Source organism: Pseudomonas sp. LBUM1657 (genome assembly GCF_059716075.1).
The window spans coordinates 3,523,001-3,540,090 of the sequence record NZ_CP166799.1 but is presented as its reverse complement, the minus strand read 5'-3'; the positions used below and the strand labels follow the sequence as shown (position 1 = coordinate 3,540,090).

Below are 17,090 nucleotides of genomic sequence, written 5' to 3'. Positions count from 1 at the left end.
TGATCCGTTTGATTCAGATTAACCAGCCGACAGGCTCGCTGCACCCCGAGTCTTGCGATCGAATTCGAGGGCGTCATCCGGCAGTGCGGAAGGTGAAGTTGATCCGTTGTTCGCCCAGTCGCGGGTGCTGGCCGTCCTTGATCGGCAGCACACCGTGATAGCGCAAGCGATCCACACCACCCCAGACCACGATGTCGCCATGCAATAGCGGCACCCGTTGGCTTTTATCGCTGCGCTCAAAGCCACCAAACAGGAACATTGCCGGCAGCCCCAGGGACACCGAAACAATGGGCGCAGCGTAGGAACCTTCGTCCTTGTCCTGATGCAATGACATCTTGGCTCCGGGGACATAGCGGTTGATCAGGCAGGAATCCGGCACGAAATCCACAAACCCCGCTTCCCGGGCCGCCGCTTGTGCCAGTTGGAAAAACACCTCGGGCATCTTCGGCCAGGGTTGGCCGGTCTGCGGATCATTGCGGGTGTAGCGATAACCGCTGCGGTCGGTGGTCCAGCCCAGCGTGCCGCAACTGCTCAAGGCCACCGACATGGTGAAGCCGCCGGGCGTGACCATCTGCCGAAACGGCGCCGCCGCCAGGACCGCTTCTAGTGCGGGCAGTAACTGGTCGAGCCACGGTAGGGCGAAGCCTCTCAGTACGTAGGACTGTTCGCCGATTTGCTCGCGCCGAGGTTGTTGTTCGGGTTCCGCGTCGGCAAACAGATCAAAAGTGCTCGGGTTCATGGGGTCATGACGCATCGTGAAAGATGATTCCAAGGGTATGCCGTTTTCCGCTGTGCAGGCGACTCACGCCGTGGCGCAGGGTCACTCGGTAATAGCCACGAATGCCTTTGACCGGTCGCTGATTGACAGCAAAGATCAGTCCGTCGCCTTTCTTCAGACTGATGACTTGTGGGCGCGACTGCATCCGTGGGCGCTGTTCGGTCAGGACGAACTCGCCGCCGGTGAACTCTTCGTCCGGCTCTGACAGAAGAATCGCCACTTGTAGCGGGAAGACATGTTCACCATACAAGTCCTGATGCAGGCAGTTGTAGTCCTGCGGTCCATATTGCAGCAACAGTGGCGTCGGGCGTTCCTGACCGGCGACGTGGCAACGTTCGAGAAAGGCTTTATGCGATTCGGGGAAGCGGGTGGGCAGGCCCATTTGCTCGTACCAGCGATTGGCAATCGGCACCAATCGTGGATAGAGCGCGCTGCGCAACCGGGCCACCAGATCCGGTAGCGGATAGCTGAAGTATTTGTACTCGCCACGACCAAAACCGTGACGCGCCATGATCACCTGGGAGCGAAAGGCTTCGGGCCGTGCGTACAGGGCGCTCACTTCGTCACAGGCCTTGCGACTCAACAGAGATTTGATGATCGCGCAGCCGTCCTGATCGAGTTGCTGTTCGAGCAGGGGCCAATCCAGCGTGTCCAGGGAGTGCTCGCTCATCGCCGGGCCTCACGATCCAGCAGTTGCCGTTTGCGCTCCAGTCTCCAGCGATAGCCGCCGAGGCTGCCATCCTGACGCAGCACTCGATGACAAGGCACGATCACCGCCAGCGGGTTTGCGCCGCAGGCATTGGCCACCGCACGAAAGGCTTTTGGTTGACCCAGTTGTCGCGCGATGTCCTGGTAGCTGGCGGTTTCACCGAGCGGTATTTGTCGCAGGGCTTCCCAGACCCGCCGTTGAAATACGCTGCCCGCCAGGTCCAGCGGCAAATCGAGGGCGGTGCGCGGGTCTTCAAGATGACTCAGGATTTGTTCCAGCGCCGGCATCAAATCCTCGTCGCGCTGAGGCGTGTGTTGGCCGGGGAAGCGCCGGGCTAGATCGCGTTCCAGTGCAGCCAGGTCATCGCCCAGTAACAACGCGCACAGGCCCTCGGTGCTGAATGCCAGCAGCAGGACACCCAGGCTGCAAGTGCCGCTGATGTAGCAAATCGAGGAAGTGGACATGTTCTGACTCCTTAACCCAGGGTTGAGGTGGCCAGTCTATGAAGCAGTGCCTGCGCGAACACTCCGGCGCTTGCGGTCGAATTTGGACGGTGGAGCAGACGTCCCTGTTGTCGCTCCGGATCGCGTTACAACGCTTTGCTGACGCTGATCTCGCTGATGATGTCCTCACCTTGGCCGTGAATGACGTCCAGCGCGGCTTTGGCTTCTTCTACGGTGCCATTTTCAAGCTGGGCAAATTCGAAGCGGCGCTCGCCATTGAGTTTGTACTTGATGACGTACTTGGTCGTTTGGGCCACGGTCATACCTGTTTGTCTTGGTGTGGGAGCGGCACTCAGCTCAGTTTCGAGCTGGAGCGACGAATGATCTTGATCGTGTGAGTCAGGGTCGGTTTGCGGGTCACGCTGATCGGCCGGCGGTTCACGGTGTCGATGGTGATGTTCCAGAAACCGGTGCTCGGTGCAGTAATCCGGGCCGGGAAGGTGTCGAACGCACCGCCGTGGTAAGTGTGGCGGCCGCCATTCTTGAAGCTGCGGAAATTGGCGTCGTTCATCAAGCGGATGTTGCAGGTTTGGGAGCACTGGATGACGACGATGTCGTCTTCGTTGAGGTGCTCGCGCTGGTGGATAAATTTCATGAGGCGCCTCCAGAAGGGCTTTTTCTACAAAATCAAAACGATAGCTTGGGCGATTGGCGCAGTTTATCAGCCCGAACGGGTTATTATCCGGTCGTCGAGGTGCGCTTTGACAATTAAAAACGGTTATTCGGAATTCTATGAACGATAAAAGCAATAACACTCGGAGAAAAACGGCATTTGTGCTGTCGGAGGGTCTTTATCGGAGGTTTCGTATGAAGTGGGGTGCGTGGTTCCTGCCTATGGCGTTGGCGATGAGTGGCTGTGCGAGTGTCTCCGAAATAAATGAAACACTGCCCACCATGAGCGTGATTTCAGGCAAGAAACCCCATGAGTACGCGCAGTGCCTGACCGAGAAACTCGCCAGCAGCCGTGGCGCCCTGCAAATCGAGCCACAGAAGGACGGCGTGCGGGTTATCGTGCCGCAGAAGTTTTCCTCCGGCCCGGCCGCCGTCTTCGACATTGAAGACCGCTCAACCGGCAGCAGCATCAAGCTGCATGAGCGCATCTCCAACGTGCCGCTGCGCCCACACGACGTGCGCAATGCCGCGACCGCGTGCATTTCCGGCTGATAGACTGTCGACCGTCAGCACCGATGCCGTCAAAGCAAACGCTTTGGCGGCATTGTCATTTCTGGAGTCGAGCATGAAGCGAGAGCAGGTACGGGAGCGCCATGCAGAGGGTCACATCTCTGCCACCCACGTCATTCAGAATCCGGCGAACCCGGGGGAATGGATCGTGTTTTTCAAGAAGAGCGCCGGGCGCAGTTATTTTCTGGTGGATGAGAACGATGAGGTTGAGTCTTTCGGTCGCCTTGACGATTTGATCGAGACCGTGCGCGGCCTCGGGATCAAATTCGCCGAAATTCACATGTAGGGCAGGGCGCCTTACTTGCAGACCACCACGACGCTGCGGTTCTTGTAGTTGCCGACGTCGACACCCAGGGTCTTGTCGCTTTCCTTGCTCGAGGGTGTCCCGTCGGTACCGACGATGCGGTAGCCGGTGCCGGCGCAAGAAGCATCGGCCTTTTCATAGCAGGTGGCCCAGGAATTGGCTTCCCCGGAGCAGTCGATGGCCAGGCCTTGCTCGCCGTTGTTCAGGTAAGTCGTTTCCGAAGTGGCACAGCCGCTCAGGGCCAGTACCGCAATCAGTGGCAAAAATTTATTCATGTCGTGGTCGTCGTCAGGATGATGGGGCTAAGCCTGTGACAGCGCCGGCATCAAAAGGTTATAGCGAAAGGCCATGTTTGGGCAGGTAATCATAAAAAAGCCCTGCGCAGAGGCAGGGCTGGATCGCGTCACGTGCCGATCAGCTCTTGTCCTTGCCGCGCCGCTTAGGGGCTGCGGGTTGGTCTTGCAACACCGATGCCACTTCAATTGCCAACGCTTCGGTAGGGAAAGGCCCGGCGATATTCTCACCACCGACGCTATCTACCCACCATTGGCCGTCTTTCGCCTGGTTGATCAGGTACCCGTTGACGCTTTTTGCTACCGACATCTAACTGCCTCGTTGACTGGTTCAATCGCGCAATGATAGCGCCAAATGCCCTCAACGGGTGCCGATGGGCGTATGGTGGTGCGATTGTCAGCTGATCGGACGGTGCAGATTTGCCGGTCTCTGCTATCTATAAGAGGCAGCAGAACTATCTGCGGAACTATCCGTGAGAATATTTCTCTATGATGGCATCGGTTAGCCAGTGCGGGGCATTGTAAGGTGCACGCCGCCTGATTAGACTGCGCCGAAACTCGTACACACAGCCCTTTCAAGGACTTATATGATCAAGAAATGCTTGTTCCCTGCAGCCGGTTACGGTACTCGCTTCCTGCCAGCGACTAAAGCCATGCCCAAAGAAATGCTGCCGGTGGTAAACAAGCCACTGATCCAGTACGGCGTCGAAGAAGCACTGGACGCTGGTTTGACTGAAATCTCCATCGTCACTGGTCGCGGCAAACGCGCCCTGGAAGACCACTTCGACATCAGCTACGAGCTGGAAAACCAGATCAAGGGCACCGACAAGGAAAAATACCTGGTCGGCATCCGCAAGCTGCTCGACAACTGCTCGTTCTCCTACACTCGCCAGACCGAAATGAAGGGCCTGGGCCACGCCATCCTGACCGGCCGTCCGCTGATCGGCGACGAACCGTTCGCCGTGGTGCTGGCGGATGACTTGTGCGTCAACCTCGAAGGTGACGGCGTACTGACCCAGATGGTCAAGCTGTACAAGCAGTTCCGCTGCTCGATCGTTGCCATCCAGGAAGTCGACCCGCAAGAAACTCACAAGTACGGTGTGATTGCCGGTGAGATGATCCGCGACGACATCTACCGCGTTCACAGCATGGTCGAGAAGCCGAAACCAGAAGACGCACCGTCGAACCTGGCGATCATCGGTCGCTACATCCTGACTCCGGACATCTTCGACCTGATCGAACAGACCGAGCCAGGCAAGGGCGGCGAAATCCAGATCACCGACGCCTTGATGAAGCAGGCGCAAAACGGCTGCGTAATGGCCTACAAGTTCAAGGGCAAGCGTTTCGACTGCGGTGGCGCGGAAGGCTACATCGACGCGACCAACTTCTGCTTCGAGAACTTCTACAAGACTGGCAAGGCTTACTGATAGCCTGCCCCGCTTGTACTGAAAAGCCACCTCCGGGTGGCTTTTTCATTTTCTGGCCTCATATCGTGTGCAGCGCTTGCCCAACGGGCGTCTGCGGGTATGCTGGTGGCCTGCCGAGGAGATAGAAAATGGCCTACGATTTTGACCTTTATGTGATTGGCGCCGGTTCCGGCGGTGTGCGGGCTGCGCGTTTTGCTGCCGGTTTCGGTGCGAAAGTGGCCGTGGCCGAGAGCCGCTACCTGGGCGGTACCTGTGTGAACGTCGGCTGCGTGCCGAAGAAATTGCTGGTCTACGGCGCACACTTCGCCGAAGACTTCGAGCAGTCTTCAGGGTTTGGCTGGACGCTGGGCGAGGCGAAATTCGATTGGCCGACGCTGATCGCCAACAAGGATCGCGAGATCAATCGCCTGAATGGCATTTATCGCAATCTGCTGGTCAACAGTGGCGTGACCTTGCATGAAGGTCACGCCAAAATCGTCGATCCACACCAGGTCGAGATCAATGGCGAGCGTTTCACCGCCAAGAACATTCTGATTGCGACCGGCGGCTGGCCGCAGATTCCGGAGATTCCGGGACACGAGCACGCGATCAGTTCCAATCAGGCGTTCTTCCTCAAAGAGCTGCCCAAGCGCGTTCTGGTGGTGGGCGGTGGTTACATTGCCGTCGAATTCGCCGGGATCTTCCACGGTCTGGGTGCCGAAACCACGCTGCTGTATCGCGGTGAGTTGTTCCTGCGCGGCTTCGACGGTGCAGTGCGCAAGCACTTGCAGGAAGAGCTGACCAAGCGCGGCATGGACCTGCAATTCAATGCCGACATCGAACGCATCGACAAGCAAACCGACGGCAGCCTCAAAGTCACCCTCAAGGATGGTCGCGAGCTGGAAGCGGATTGCGTGTTCTATGCCACCGGCCGGCGTCCGATGCTGGACAACCTCGGGCTGGAAAACACCGGCGTCAAACTCGACAAGAAAGGATTCGTCGAGGTTGACGAGCAGTATCAAACCGCCGAGCCGTCGATCCTCGCCCTTGGCGATGTCATCGGTCGGGTTCAACTGACGCCGGTGGCGCTGGCTGAAGGCATGGCGGTTGCGCGTCGTTTGTTCAAGCCTGAGCAATACCGTCCGGTGGACTACAAGATGATCCCGACGGCGGTGTTCAGCTTGCCGAGCATTGGCACTGTCGGACTGACCGAGGAAGAGGCCCGGGAAGCCGGGCACGATGTGGTGATTTTCGAAAGCCGTTTCCGGCCAATGAAGCTGACCCTGACTGAGTGTCAGGAGCGCACGCTGATGAAGCTGGTGGTGGACGCCAAGACCGACAAAGTGCTGGGTTGCCACATGGTCGGCCCGGATGCCGGCGAAATTGTGCAAGGCCTGGCGATTGCCTTGAAGGCCGGGGCTACCAAGCGCGACTTCGACGAAACCATCGGCGTGCATCCAACCGCCGCCGAAGAGTTCGTCACCATGCGTACGCCAGTCGCGGGTTAATCGTCCTTCTTGTGTTCTGATGCGCCTGGCGCTGTCGCAACGACAGCGCTCAGGCGCAGCTGCTCCAGATTCGTCCGGGTCTGTGTCAATTCAATTTCCAGCGATTTGTTTGTCTGCGAATGCTCTTCGACGCTCTGTTTAAGTGACTGACTTTCCAGCAGGGCTGCGCGCAAGCGTTCCTGGAGGAGGGTACGTTCGCTGTCGATGCGATTGACCTGTTCCAGCAGTTGATCCTGCCGATTGTTGGTTTGCTTGAGCTGTTCCTGCAACAGACTCAATTCCCGCAGCGTCCCACGGTTCTCCGTCAGCAAGCGCTCATTGTCGCGGTGCAGTTGGGTGATTTCATCCTGACGCACCAGTGCACTTTGCTGGGCCTGGCGCAACTCCATTTGAATCTGCTGCACCTGGCCTTCGTGGCGGCTTTGCTCCTGCTCGCGTTGCTCTTTGACGGCGTTGCGGTAGTGCTCCAGGGCGTCGCGGGTGTGCAGGTGTTTCTCTTCGAGGGAGCGGATCTGCTCGTCCTTGTCTTGCAAGCGTAATTCGAAATCCGCCAGCGCCTGGTTCAGTCCGGCATTGCGGGTTTGCTCGGTCTGCAGCATGGAGCGGGTGTTTTCCAGCGCTTCGGATTCCTGGGTGAGTGCCAAGCTTTGAATTTCGTATTGCTGCTGCAGTTGGGTATTGGCCTGCCGGGCTTCGGTCAGTTGTACCTCAAGCTCTTTTCGTTGTTGCTCGAAATGCGCGCGTGCCTGATCGATGGGTTCCTGCGCCTGCTCTTTGAGGCGTTGCGCCAGGCGTGAGACGAGGCCTGCCAGCTCGTCATCGATGGGCTCGGAAGACGCTTCCGCCGGCTCAACACCGTCATCCAGCTCCTTCAAATAGCGGTGAATGGTGGTTTTCGAGCCGGTATTGCCCATTTCGATCCGTACGGCGTCGATGCTGGGGTGTTCGCCGCGGGCGAGGATTGCCAACCGTGCTGTTTGGACCACTGCTTTGTTGATGCCGCCACGAGCCATGTGTTCTCCTACGATTTCGTACTGTGGTACATGCCACTAAAGTACACAGTGTAGCACGCCAAGCATGAAGTTAAATTCGCTTACAAATTGAGGCGGGATATACTGGTATTACCACGTGTGATCGCCCACGCATTGGGTCTTCACCCATCAAAGCGTTACGTTTTCCGAGAGTTGAGCCCATGACCGATCTGGATCGCTACCTGCAAGCCGCTACCCGCGACAACACCCGTCGCAGCTACCGCGCGGCGATCGAGCACTTTGAAGTCAGTTGGGGCGGGTTCCTGCCGGCCACCGCCGACAGCGTCGCGCGCTATCTGGTGGCCCATGCGGGTGTGTTGTCGATCAACACGTTGAAGTTGCGCTTGTCGGCGCTGGCGCAATGGCACAACAGCCAGGGTTTTGCCGATCCCACCAAGGCGCCGGTCGTGCGCAAGGTGTTCAAGGGCATTCGTGCGCTGCATCCGGCACAGGAGAAACAGGCCGAGCCGTTGCAGCTTCAGCATCTCGAGCAAGTGGTTGCCTGGCTGGACCAGGAAGCGCAAATCGCCAAATCTGCAAACGATCAACCGGCTCTTCTGCGGGCAAGGCGCGACACGGCGCTGATCCTGCTGGGTTTCTGGCGTGGCTTTCGTAGCGATGAGTTGTGCCGTGTGCAGGTCGAGCATGTGCAAGCCATCGCCGGCTCTGGCATCACCTTGTACTTGCCCCGCAGCAAGAGCGATCGCGAAAACCTCGGCAAAACTTTCCAGACGCCGGCCTTGCAGCGTTTGTGTCCAGTGCAGGCGTATATCGCCTGGATCACTGAGGCAGCATTGGTCCGCGGTCCGGTGTTCCGCGGCATCGACCGTTGGGGCCACTTGAGCGAGGAGGGGTTGCACGCCAACAGTGTGATTCCGTTATTGCGTCAGGCGCTGGAGCGCGCCGGCATTGCCGCCGAGCATTACACCAGCCACTCCCTGCGGCGCGGCTTCGCCACTTGGGCCCATCAGAGCGGTTGGGACTTGAAGTCGTTGATGAGTTACGTGGGCTGGAAGGATATGAAGTCGGCCATGCGCTATGTCGAAGCCAGTCCGTTCCTCGGGATGGCCCGGCTCGCTGAAAAGCCGCTCACGCCCTAGATACCGTTTTCTTCTATTAATACTGTGCGCTAATAGCGAAAACCAATCAGCAGCATGAGGTTTGCCAATGAGCCATCCGTCCGTCGAGTGGGTAGAGTTCACTCCATCAACTTCTTAACCCCTGACGGAGAGTCAACGATGCCTATCATCAACAGCCAAGTTAAACCGTTCAAAGCTGACGCATTCAAAAATGGCGATTTCGTAAAAGTCTCGGACGCTGACCTGAAAGGCAAATGGTCCGTCGTGTTCTTCTACCCAGCCGACTTCACCTTCGTTTGCCCAACCGAGCTGGAAGACCTGGCCGACAACTACGACGCATTCCAGAAGCTGGGCGTCGAGATCTACAGCGTTTCCACCGATACCCACTTTGCCCACGCTGCCTGGCACAACACTTCGCCAGCCATTGGCAAGATCCAGTACACCATGATCGGCGACCCAACCCACGCCATCTCCCGCAACTTCGACGTGCTGATCGAAGAAGCTGGTCTGGCTGACCGCGGCACTTTCGTGATCAACCCTGAAGGCCAGATCAAAATCGTCGAATTGAACGACGGCGGTGTGGGTCGTGACGCTTCCGAACTGCTGCGCAAAATCAAGGCTGCCCAGTACGTCGCTGCTCACCCAGGCCAGGTTTGCCCAGCCAAGTGGAAAGAAGGCGAGGCCACTCTGGCTCCGTCCCTGGACCTGGTCGGCAAGATCTAAGTCTGTGACACGCTTCATCAGGGCGGTACTCCGCACCTACTAAGTAAGCTGCACCGCCCAATAAAAACGCCCGGGCGAGATTCGCTCGGGCGTTTTTTTATGTCTTCGCAAAAGCAAAAAGGAAATCGCCCGTATGTTGGACGCCAATCTTAAAGCCCAGTTGAAATCGTACCTGGAACGGGTCACCCAGCCGATCGAGATCGTTGCATCCCTCGACGACGGTGCGAAATCCCAGGAAATGCTCGCACTCCTGAAAGACGTTGCCAGTCTTTCCACCCAAATTACCTTGCTCGACAACGGTGACGATGCGCGTAAACCATCGTTCTCGATCAACCGCCCGGGAGCCGATATCAGCCTGCGTTTCGCCGGCATCCCGATGGGCCATGAATTCACATCCTTGGTGCTGGCCTTGCTGCAAGTCGGCGGTCACCCATCGAAAGCCAGTGCTGAAGTGATCGAACAGATCCGCTCGCTCAAAGGCGAGTTCAGCTTCGAGACGTACTTCTCGCTGTCCTGCCAGAACTGCCCGGACGTGGTCCAGGCGCTGAACCTGATGGCCGTACTGAACCCGAACATCCGTCATGTCGCCATCGACGGCGCGCTGTTCCAGGCTGAAGTCGATGATCGTCAGATCATGGCTGTGCCAAGCGTTTACCTGAACGGCGTTAATTTCGGTCAGGGCCGCATGGGCCTGGAAGAAATCCTCGCCAAGATCGACACCCGCGGCATTGAGCGTCAGGCCGAGAAGATCAGCGCCAAAGAAGCTTTTGATGTGCTGGTTGTCGGTGGTGGCCCGGCCGGCGCTTCGGCGGCGATTTACGCCGCCCGTAAAGGCATTCGCACCGGTGTCGCGGCCGAGCGTTTTGGTGGGCAGGTGCTGGACACCATGGCCATCGAAAACTTCATCTCCGTGCAGGAAACCGAAGGGCCGAAACTGGCTGTCGCACTGGAAGAACACGTCAAGCAGTACGACGTCGACATCATGAACCTGCAACGCGCCGATAAACTGGTGCCGGGCAAGAACGGCGAGCTGCACGAAGTCCACTTCGCCAGCGGCGCGACGCTGAAAGCCAAGACCGTGATCCTGGCGACCGGGGCGCGGTGGCGTGAAATGAACGTCCCAGGCGAGCAGCAATACCGCAACAAAGGCGTGGCGTACTGCCCGCACTGCGACGGTCCGCTGTTCAAAGGTAAGCGTGTGGCGGTGATTGGCGGCGGTAACTCCGGCGTCGAAGCGGCCATCGACCTGGCGGGTATCGTGTCTCACGTAACGCTGCTGGAGTTCGACGTGCAACTGCGTGCCGACGCGGTGTTGCAACGCAAGTTGCACAGCCTGCCGAACGTTACCGTGATCACCAGTGCGCAAACCACTGAAGTGACCGGCGACGGTCAGAAGGTCAACGGCCTGCGTTACAAGGATCGCCAGTCGGATGAACTGCGCACTGTCGAGCTGGAAGGGATCTTCGTGCAGATCGGTCTGCTGCCGAACACCGATTGGCTCAAAGGCACCATCGAGTTGTCACCGCGCGGCGAGATCATCGTCGATGCCCGTGGCGAGACGTCGATGCCCGGCGTGTTCGCTGCCGGTGACGTAACCACCGTGCCGTACAAGCAAATCGTGATTGCGGTAGGCGAGGGCGCCAAGGCTTCTCTGAGTGCATTCGATCACCTGATCCGGACCTCGGCCCCGGCATAAACGCCAGCGCTGAAAACACAAAACCCCATGAGTGATCATGGGGTTTTTTTTATGCCTCACACCTTCCAAATGGGGGAGTGAGCTTGCTCGCGAAGGCGGTTTATCGTTCAACATTTCTGTTGGCGGACACTCCGCTTTCGCGAGCAAGCCCGCTCCCACAGGGGATCTGTGGTGGGGCTTATAGCGGAGCTGGCTGGATGATCTCGACCCAGTAAGCGTCCGGGTCCTTGATGAACGCCAGGCTCTTCATGCGACCGTCGTTCAGGCGTTTCTGGAAATCGCAACCCAGTGCTTCAAAGCGCTCGCAGGCAGCGCGGATGTCCAGCACGGAGATGCAGATGTGACCGAAGCCGCGTGGATCGGTGTTGCCGTTGTGGTAGGCGAAATCCGCGTCGTTTTCGGTGCCGTGGTTATGGGTCAGTTCGAGAATGCCCGGGATCGATTTCATCCATTCGGTGCGCGCTGCGACATCGGCCGGGATCTGGTTTTTATCGACCAGCGCCAGGAAGTACAGGCTGAATTCGGCTTCCGGGAAATCGCGTTTTTCCACCAGCGAGAAACCCAGGATGCGCGTGTAGAAATCCAGGGACTTGGTGATGTCCTTGACCCGCAGCATGGTGTGGTTGAAGACGAATTTCTGGGTGGCGGTGTCAGGTTGGGCGGTGACGCCCGGGAAGGTGTTCAATTCGTGCAGGCTCATGGGCCCTCCGTAAATATGTGGGCTAACGAATGGCGACAATGATACGCAAGGGCTCTGACATCACCAAACCAAAACCTTCGGCTATTGCCTGACGACCGGTCGAGGCTCAGACTTTACGGCTCAATCCATGAGTGTTCATTGCAATGATTCGATTCTGTAAGTCGACGTTTGTCCTGATTGGCCTGCTTTCAGGTAGCGCCAGCGTTCATGCGCAAGCGCCGACAGTGACGTGGCCAAGCGGTTGGGTGGTCGAAGCCATTGCGCAAGATGACACCAAGCCAGAAGTCTCCCGTCAGCGCGCGGTAAAAAATGACCCGGACGGCACGCCAGTGATGGTGATGGAACTGACCATGACCCCGGTTGAAAGCGGTCATCAAGTGAACCTGCAAGGCGTGTTGCTGGAGATGCGCAAATCGGTGCAGAAGGACTTCTTTAGTGGCGGTTATCAAAGTGTCTGCAACCCGATTCACCCGACTACCTTGAGTCGATTATCGGCACTGGAAACTACCTGCACGATCACGCAGAACGGACGGCATGTGCTCTCTCAAACATTGGTTGCTGCGGTAGACGCCGATAAGGCCTACGTTCTTTCCTACGCAGGGCAGGCCGAGGCTTATAAGGCAAGTCAGGAGGAAATAGACGCAGCTCGTAACAGCTTGAAACTTTAGTTAAAGACTTCAATGACTGCGCGTTTCAGTGCTTTTTGACATTTTTAGATACCCAAAGGGATTAAGCACAAAGTTAGCCAGAAGGCGACGAGTTGATCGACTCCAATCGTTGCATTTAGATGGTATTCATGAAAAAGCCCTGCATAGGCAGGGCTTTTTTTTACCGCGATGACGTTAGCCACGCAGCCAGGAATCAACGGTGGCGGCACCGTACTGTTCCTTCCAGGCTTTCAGTCCGCGGTGGTTGCCACCCTTGGTTTCAATCAGTTCGCCGGTGTGCGGGTTCTGATAAACCTTGACCACGCGGGCGCGGCGGGTTTTAGGCGCGCTCGCCTGTTGCAGGCCGGATTTTGACGGGTTCGGATCGAGAATGGCGATGATGTCACGCAGGCTCTTGCCATAGGTTTTCATCAGCCCCTGGAGCTTTTCTTCGAATTCGATTTCTTTCTTGAGCCCGGCATCGTTCTTCAAGGATTCCAGCTGCTTGAGCTGTTCTTGAAGGGCCTTTTCAGCTGCACGAAATTCAGCGAGTCTGGACAATATCTTTACTCCAATAGTGTATTTGGCTGATACCAACCGCAAACAAAGCTATAAGCCAAAAGCCTTGTAGCGACTCGGTGATAATGGCTCACCTGCCAATCTTGCGCAGGCAAGAAAAATTGTAGTAGTTAATGGGCCAAGAGTAAATCCTGACTTTTTCTTCATGTAACAAGAGTAGTCTTTTGATTAAATTTGGTGCGCCACCTCGTTGTCTCGTCGCATAACGCGCCTAGTTAATGGTGACTTAATGCGTTAATGAAGTCCGGGCCGGGCATCGGTCGGCCGAATAGATAACCTTGCAAGAAGTTCACGCCGTGGGCGGTCAGATAATCACTTTGCTCCTCGGTTTCCACGCCTTCGGCGACGATTCCCAGATCGAGTTTGGCCGAGAGTTCGATGATGCTGTCCAGAATGTGCCGCGAGAGGGCGTCCACACCGATCATGGCTACAAAGCTCTGGTCGATTTTCAGGAAGTCCACATTGAATTGCCGCAGATACACCAGACTTGAGTGGCCGGTGCCGAAGTCGTCGATCGCGATCATCACGCCGAGTTCATGCAACTGCTCGAACAGTTGGTGAGTGATGGGCGTGGGTTCGATGAGTTGGCGCTCGGTCAACTCCAACACCAGGCTGATGGCGCCGGGGGCGAAGGCACTGAGGAACTCACGGCAATCGGCGACCAGTTCCAGGTCTTGGCAGTGACTGGCGGTGATGTTAATGCCGACGTGAAACGGCTCATCGAACAATGCCTGCTGGGGCGCCAGCAAAGCTGCGGTTTGGCGCATCAATGAGCGGGTCATCGGCACGATCAATCCGGAATGTTCGGCAAATGGAATAAACAGATCCGGGCGCACCAGGCCTTCCTTGGGATGATTCCAGCGCATCAGTACCTCGGCGCCTGACCACTTTTTGGTGTCGCCGTGGACCACCGGCTGGAAATACGGGACAAACTCCTCTGCTTCCAGCGCGCGCTGCATCTCATGACTTGGCGACGACGAGCGCTTCTGCAAGACATGCCCGATGAAGCCGGATACCACGCCGAAAAAAATCAACAGACTGAACAACGGCGGATATTCACTGCGCATGTATCGCCACACTTCGCCCTCAGGGAAACCGGCAGCCACCCCAAAAGCGTAACGCGAGGACGCCAGTTTGCTTTGCGCCACGGGCAAGTCGGGCAGGGGGCCTTGGTGGAACGCGCCATCGGCGGACAACCAATTGGGGCCGACTTGCAGTCGCAGCACTGTCTGGCCGCCGATCATCCGCAACACGTTACCCAAGTGATAGCTGTCCAGGGTGCTCATTGCGCCCCGTTTTCCTTCGCCAAGTCGATACACCAGCACGGCGGTGTCGGGGGTGACCAGGTTGCCTTTCATTAGCAGCAACACACCTTGGCTGTAGTCCCCGGCGGCGGTTGTTTCGTGATAGTCACCAAATAACGAACTGCAGTAAATGGTGTTGTTCCACACCAGATTGGTCGAGCGAACGAAGGGGCGGCGAGTGACTTGTTCGCGCAAGGCCAGATTAACGTCGATGCAACTTTGCCCGGCCAGCGGCAGTAGTTCGCGGGCGGCCTGGGCGGTGTTATCGAGCATCAGTTCGAACTGGCGAATGGCTTCTTCGGCGGTCTGCTCGGTGCTGTGCTTGAGTGCGCGTTCGGCCTGCATATAAAGAATGGCGAGCCCCAGCAACACCGGGAGTAATCCGCTCAGTACGGTGGCGATAATCCTGATGCTGCGTTTGCGGCGGGTTTTGGTGTTCAGTGGCATTCGCGAAACCTGTCACGATGAAATAGGGCTCTCAAATGCTGGCAAGACGAAACGCCTCCCCAAAAGAGTTCAATGTGTGGCCATGATAGTTCGGCATCGGCACTTATGCTGCTCAACGGTAGTTGAGGCGTTGGGCCAGTTTGATAAAGGCCAGTGTCGCGGGTGATGACTGACGCTGGTCGAGCACTGCCAGACCGACCTGGCGTGCGACCGGTGGCGCCAATGGTTTTTTCACGTAGCGGCGGTCGCTCTGGTCAGGCAACGAGCCTTCGGCGACGACGGTCACTCCATTGCCTCGGCCAACGGTGTCCAGCGTGCTCAGTAGCTGCGAGCAGCGATAGCGGATGTTCGGCTTTAACCTGGCAGCACTGAACAGCCGTGAAACCAGCTCCGAAGAACCTGCCTCCGTCAGCACGAACGGGTCGCGGCACAAATCACTCAAGCTCAGGCTGTCGCGGCTGGCCAGCGGATGATCGACGGGCAGTAGCGCGACCATCTGGTCCTCGATCAGCGCAAAGGTGTCGAAGCGTTCTTCGGGCAACACCACGAAGCCGATATCGATACGCCGCTCTTCCAGCCACTGGATGATTTGCCGGTCCGGACCTTCATCAATGTGGACCTCGATGCCCGGGTGCTCGGCGCGGTAGTGCTGGAGGATCAGTGGCAACAGTTTGATCGACGAAGTCGGGCCGAATGAGCCAATGCGCAACGTGCCGCGTTTCATTCCACGGGCATCGGCGGCTTCCTGGCGCAAGGTGTTGGCCAGGCCCAGCATCGCTCGGGCGCGCAGCAACAGTTGTTGGCCGATGTCGCTCAATTCGACCCGGGACTGATGCCGACGCAGCAGCTCGACACCCAATTCCTGTTCCAGCGACTTGAGGGCATGAGACACCGCGGATTGGGAAATTCCCAGGCGATTGGCCGCCGCCGTGAAACCGTGAAGCTCGGCCACGAGGGAGAAAATCTCCAGTTGGGTGAGGGTCATGAGTGATTACTCATTTTACGATGATCTGGCATTAGCCGAATGATACGTCATCTGCCTGATTCCGGTTCTCGAAATCCATGAACACGTGTGTGCGAACAACTTCCTCGGACGTGCCGGTTTATCTGAAACTTGCGGCGATCACCATGATCTGGGGCGGCACTTTCGTTGCGGGTCGGTTTCTCGCTGATAGCCTCAGTCCTTTATTCGCCGCCAGCCTGCGATTCTTGCTGGCCAGCGCGGCATTGCTGCTGTTTTTGTTGCTGGCCCGTGTGCCGCTGGCCCGACCCAGCCCCAGGCAATGGCTGCAATTGGCGCTGCTAGGGTTTTTTCGGGATCTTCTTCTACAACCTGTGCTTCTTTTATGGCCTGCATTACATCAATGCCTCACGGGCGTCATTGATTGTGGCGCTGAACCCGGCGGTGATCGGGCTGGCGTCATGGCTGTTGTTCAAGGAGCGCTTGAGTCGGGTGAAAGTCATCGGTATCGCCATCTGCATTGCCGGGGCGAGCCTGGTGATCGTCAGTCGTAACCCGCAGTTGTTGGCGGGTAACGCCGATGCCTGGATTGGCGATCTGTTGATTTTCGGCTGCGTACTCGGCTGGGGCATCTATTCGCTGTTCTCCAAGGATTTGAATCAAACCCTGGGGCCGGTGCAAACCGTGACCTACTCGATTCTGCTAGGCACGCTAATGCTCTGGGTGGCCAGCGCCATTCGCGGTGAGTTGAGTGTGGCGGTGCTTACCAGCCTCGGCCCGCAACAATGGTTGAGCCTGATGTACCTCGGCGTATTGGGCTCGGCACTGGCCTATATCGGTTATTACGACGGCATCCGCAAAATCGGCGCGACACGCTCGGGCGTGTTTATCGCCTTGAATCCGCTGACGGCGGTCATCCTTGGCGCGCTGCTGCTGGGGGAGCAATTGACGCTGGCCATGTGCCTGGGTGGTGGCTTGATTCTTGTGGGGATTTTCCTGTGCAACAAACCCCTTGCGCGAGCAGGGAAAAAGGGGATTTGATACAGAAGGCGGACAAACCGTTTTACGCTGTGTAGAATCGGGTTACGCATACAATAATAAATGTCTTCTGGCAGCAGAAGCCTCGCCCGCAAGAGCCTTGGGTCGACAATGAAGAGTTTTGGGTTTCAACTGATCTACGGTGACTTCCTCGCCCGCAGCGTGCGGGGCATCTCCTGTGCGCCACCCGCCGGTCTCAGCA

20 protein-coding genes and 1 pseudogene are annotated in these 17,090 nt (G+C 57.6%); 9 read left to right on the top strand and 12 right to left on the bottom strand.

All coding sequences use genetic code 11. The annotated features are described in order from the left end of the window. Positions 1 to 73: 73 nt before the first annotated feature. The 5 genes from alkB to ACA055_RS16280 form a co-directional block, all read right to left on the bottom strand. Positions 74 to 754: a DNA oxidative demethylase AlkB gene (gene alkB, locus ACA055_RS16300; protein WP_497679581.1), complete on the bottom strand. Its 681-nt coding sequence runs from the start codon at positions 752 to 754 to the stop codon at positions 74 to 76. Beyond that, positions 744 to 1,448 carry a 2OG-Fe(II) oxygenase gene (locus ACA055_RS16295; protein WP_497679580.1) on the bottom strand — a complete coding sequence of 235 codons (705 nt, stop codon included), beginning with the start codon at positions 1,446 to 1,448 and terminating at the stop codon, positions 744 to 746. Before ACA055_RS16295 ends, alkB begins: the two co-directional genes overlap by 11 nt. After that, the gene (locus tag ACA055_RS16290; RefSeq protein WP_497679579.1) at positions 1,445 to 1,951 is read right to left on the bottom strand and encodes a methylated-DNA--[protein]-cysteine S-methyltransferase; all 507 of its coding nucleotides are present in this window, start codon (positions 1,949 to 1,951) and stop codon (positions 1,445 to 1,447) included. The genes ACA055_RS16295 and ACA055_RS16290 overlap by 4 nt, the downstream gene beginning before the upstream one ends. 125 nt (positions 1,952 to 2,076) lie before the next feature. Further along, entirely contained in the window at positions 2,077 to 2,253 is a 177-nt protein-coding gene (locus ACA055_RS16285; RefSeq protein WP_497679578.1) for a hypothetical protein, read from the bottom strand. Between the two features lie 29 nt (positions 2,254 to 2,282). Beyond that, on the bottom strand, positions 2,283 to 2,585 hold the full coding sequence (locus tag ACA055_RS16280) for a DUF1883 domain-containing protein (protein WP_462001102.1): 303 nt from the start codon (positions 2,583 to 2,585) through the stop codon (positions 2,283 to 2,285). A gap of 212 nt (positions 2,586 to 2,797) precedes the next feature. Here ACA055_RS16280 and ACA055_RS16275 point away from each other — a divergent pair, with 212 nt between their 5' ends. Then, positions 2,798 to 3,154, top strand: a complete 357-nt coding sequence (locus tag ACA055_RS16275) for a hypothetical protein (protein WP_497679577.1) — start codon at positions 2,798 to 2,800, stop codon at positions 3,152 to 3,154. A gap of 73 nt (positions 3,155 to 3,227) precedes the next feature. Next, positions 3,228 to 3,458: a hypothetical protein gene (locus tag ACA055_RS16270; protein WP_497679576.1), complete on the top strand. Its 231-nt coding sequence runs from the start codon at positions 3,228 to 3,230 to the stop codon at positions 3,456 to 3,458. A gap of 11 nt (positions 3,459 to 3,469) precedes the next feature. Here ACA055_RS16270 and ACA055_RS16265 read toward each other — a convergent pair whose 3' ends face one another. Both ACA055_RS16265 and ACA055_RS16260 read right to left on the bottom strand, forming a co-directional pair. Next, the gene (locus ACA055_RS16265; protein ID WP_497679575.1) at positions 3,470 to 3,751 is read right to left on the bottom strand and encodes a hypothetical protein; all 282 of its coding nucleotides are present in this window, start codon (positions 3,749 to 3,751) and stop codon (positions 3,470 to 3,472) included. 139 nt (positions 3,752 to 3,890) lie between these two features. After that, positions 3,891 to 4,079 (bottom strand): hypothetical protein, encoded by a 189-nt coding sequence (locus tag ACA055_RS16260; RefSeq protein ID WP_480421099.1) that lies wholly within the window; start codon positions 4,077 to 4,079, stop codon positions 3,891 to 3,893. Positions 4,080 to 4,356: 277 nt separating this feature from the next. Between ACA055_RS16260 and galU the strand changes: the two genes are divergently transcribed. Next, the gene (gene galU / locus ACA055_RS16255; RefSeq protein ID WP_010460715.1) at positions 4,357 to 5,196 is read left to right on the top strand and encodes a UTP--glucose-1-phosphate uridylyltransferase GalU; all 840 of its coding nucleotides are present in this window, start codon (positions 4,357 to 4,359) and stop codon (positions 5,194 to 5,196) included. Between the two features lie 128 nt (positions 5,197 to 5,324). Next, a complete protein-coding gene (gorA, locus tag ACA055_RS16250; protein WP_497679574.1) occupies positions 5,325 to 6,683 on the top strand; it encodes a glutathione-disulfide reductase in 1,359 nt (452 codons plus the stop codon). Here gorA and ACA055_RS16245 read toward each other — a convergent pair. After that, on the bottom strand, positions 6,680 to 7,696 hold the full coding sequence (locus tag ACA055_RS16245; RefSeq protein WP_497679573.1) for a DNA-binding protein: 1,017 nt from the start codon (positions 7,694 to 7,696) through the stop codon (positions 6,680 to 6,682). The two genes, gorA and ACA055_RS16245, sit on opposite strands and share 4 nt — an antisense overlap. A 179-nt stretch (positions 7,697 to 7,875) precedes the next feature. Here ACA055_RS16245 and ACA055_RS16240 point away from each other — a divergent pair, with 179 nt between their 5' ends. The 3 genes from ACA055_RS16240 (at position 7,876) to ahpF (ending at position 11,212) form a co-directional block, all read left to right on the top strand. Further along, complete coding sequence (locus tag ACA055_RS16240) at positions 7,876 to 8,814, top strand: site-specific integrase (RefSeq protein ID WP_497679572.1); 939 nt, start codon at positions 7,876 to 7,878, stop codon at positions 8,812 to 8,814. Between the two features lie 138 nt (positions 8,815 to 8,952). Next, positions 8,953 to 9,516, top strand: a complete 564-nt coding sequence (gene ahpC, locus ACA055_RS16235; RefSeq protein ID WP_007975937.1) for an alkyl hydroperoxide reductase subunit C — start codon at positions 8,953 to 8,955, stop codon at positions 9,514 to 9,516. A gap of 133 nt (positions 9,517 to 9,649) precedes the next feature. Continuing rightward, positions 9,650 to 11,212, top strand: a complete 1,563-nt coding sequence (ahpF, locus tag ACA055_RS16230) for an alkyl hydroperoxide reductase subunit F (protein ID WP_497679571.1) — start codon at positions 9,650 to 9,652, stop codon at positions 11,210 to 11,212. Between the two features lie 178 nt (positions 11,213 to 11,390). On the opposite strand, the gene gloA is transcribed toward ahpF, so the two are convergent. Next, on the bottom strand, positions 11,391 to 11,912 hold the full coding sequence (gene gloA, locus ACA055_RS16225; protein ID WP_497679570.1) for a lactoylglutathione lyase: 522 nt from the start codon (positions 11,910 to 11,912) through the stop codon (positions 11,391 to 11,393). Between the two features lie 143 nt (positions 11,913 to 12,055). On the opposite strand from gloA, the gene ACA055_RS16220 reads away from it, so the two are divergent. After that, positions 12,056 to 12,580 carry a DUF4946 domain-containing protein gene (locus ACA055_RS16220; RefSeq protein WP_497679569.1) on the top strand — a complete coding sequence of 175 codons (525 nt, stop codon included), beginning with the start codon at positions 12,056 to 12,058 and terminating at the stop codon, positions 12,578 to 12,580. A gap of 174 nt (positions 12,581 to 12,754) precedes the next feature. On the opposite strand, the gene ACA055_RS16215 is transcribed toward ACA055_RS16220, so the two are convergent. The 3 genes from ACA055_RS16215 to ACA055_RS16205 form a co-directional block, all read right to left on the bottom strand. Next, the gene (locus ACA055_RS16215; protein WP_497679568.1) at positions 12,755 to 13,120 is read right to left on the bottom strand and encodes a histone-like nucleoid-structuring protein, MvaT/MvaU family; all 366 of its coding nucleotides are present in this window, start codon (positions 13,118 to 13,120) and stop codon (positions 12,755 to 12,757) included. Positions 13,121 to 13,353: 233 nt separating this feature from the next. Next, positions 13,354 to 14,889 carry an EAL domain-containing protein gene (locus tag ACA055_RS16210; protein ID WP_497679567.1) on the bottom strand — a complete coding sequence of 512 codons (1,536 nt, stop codon included), beginning with the start codon at positions 14,887 to 14,889 and terminating at the stop codon, positions 13,354 to 13,356. Between the two features lie 112 nt (positions 14,890 to 15,001). Beyond that, complete coding sequence (locus ACA055_RS16205; RefSeq protein ID WP_497679566.1) at positions 15,002 to 15,874, bottom strand: LysR family transcriptional regulator; 873 nt, start codon at positions 15,872 to 15,874, stop codon at positions 15,002 to 15,004. 77 nt (positions 15,875 to 15,951) lie between these two features. Here ACA055_RS16205 and ACA055_RS16200 point away from each other — a divergent pair. Next, positions 15,952 to 16,891 (top strand): annotated as a pseudogene (locus ACA055_RS16200) (DMT family transporter). Positions 16,892 to 17,090: the final 199 nt, after the last annotated feature.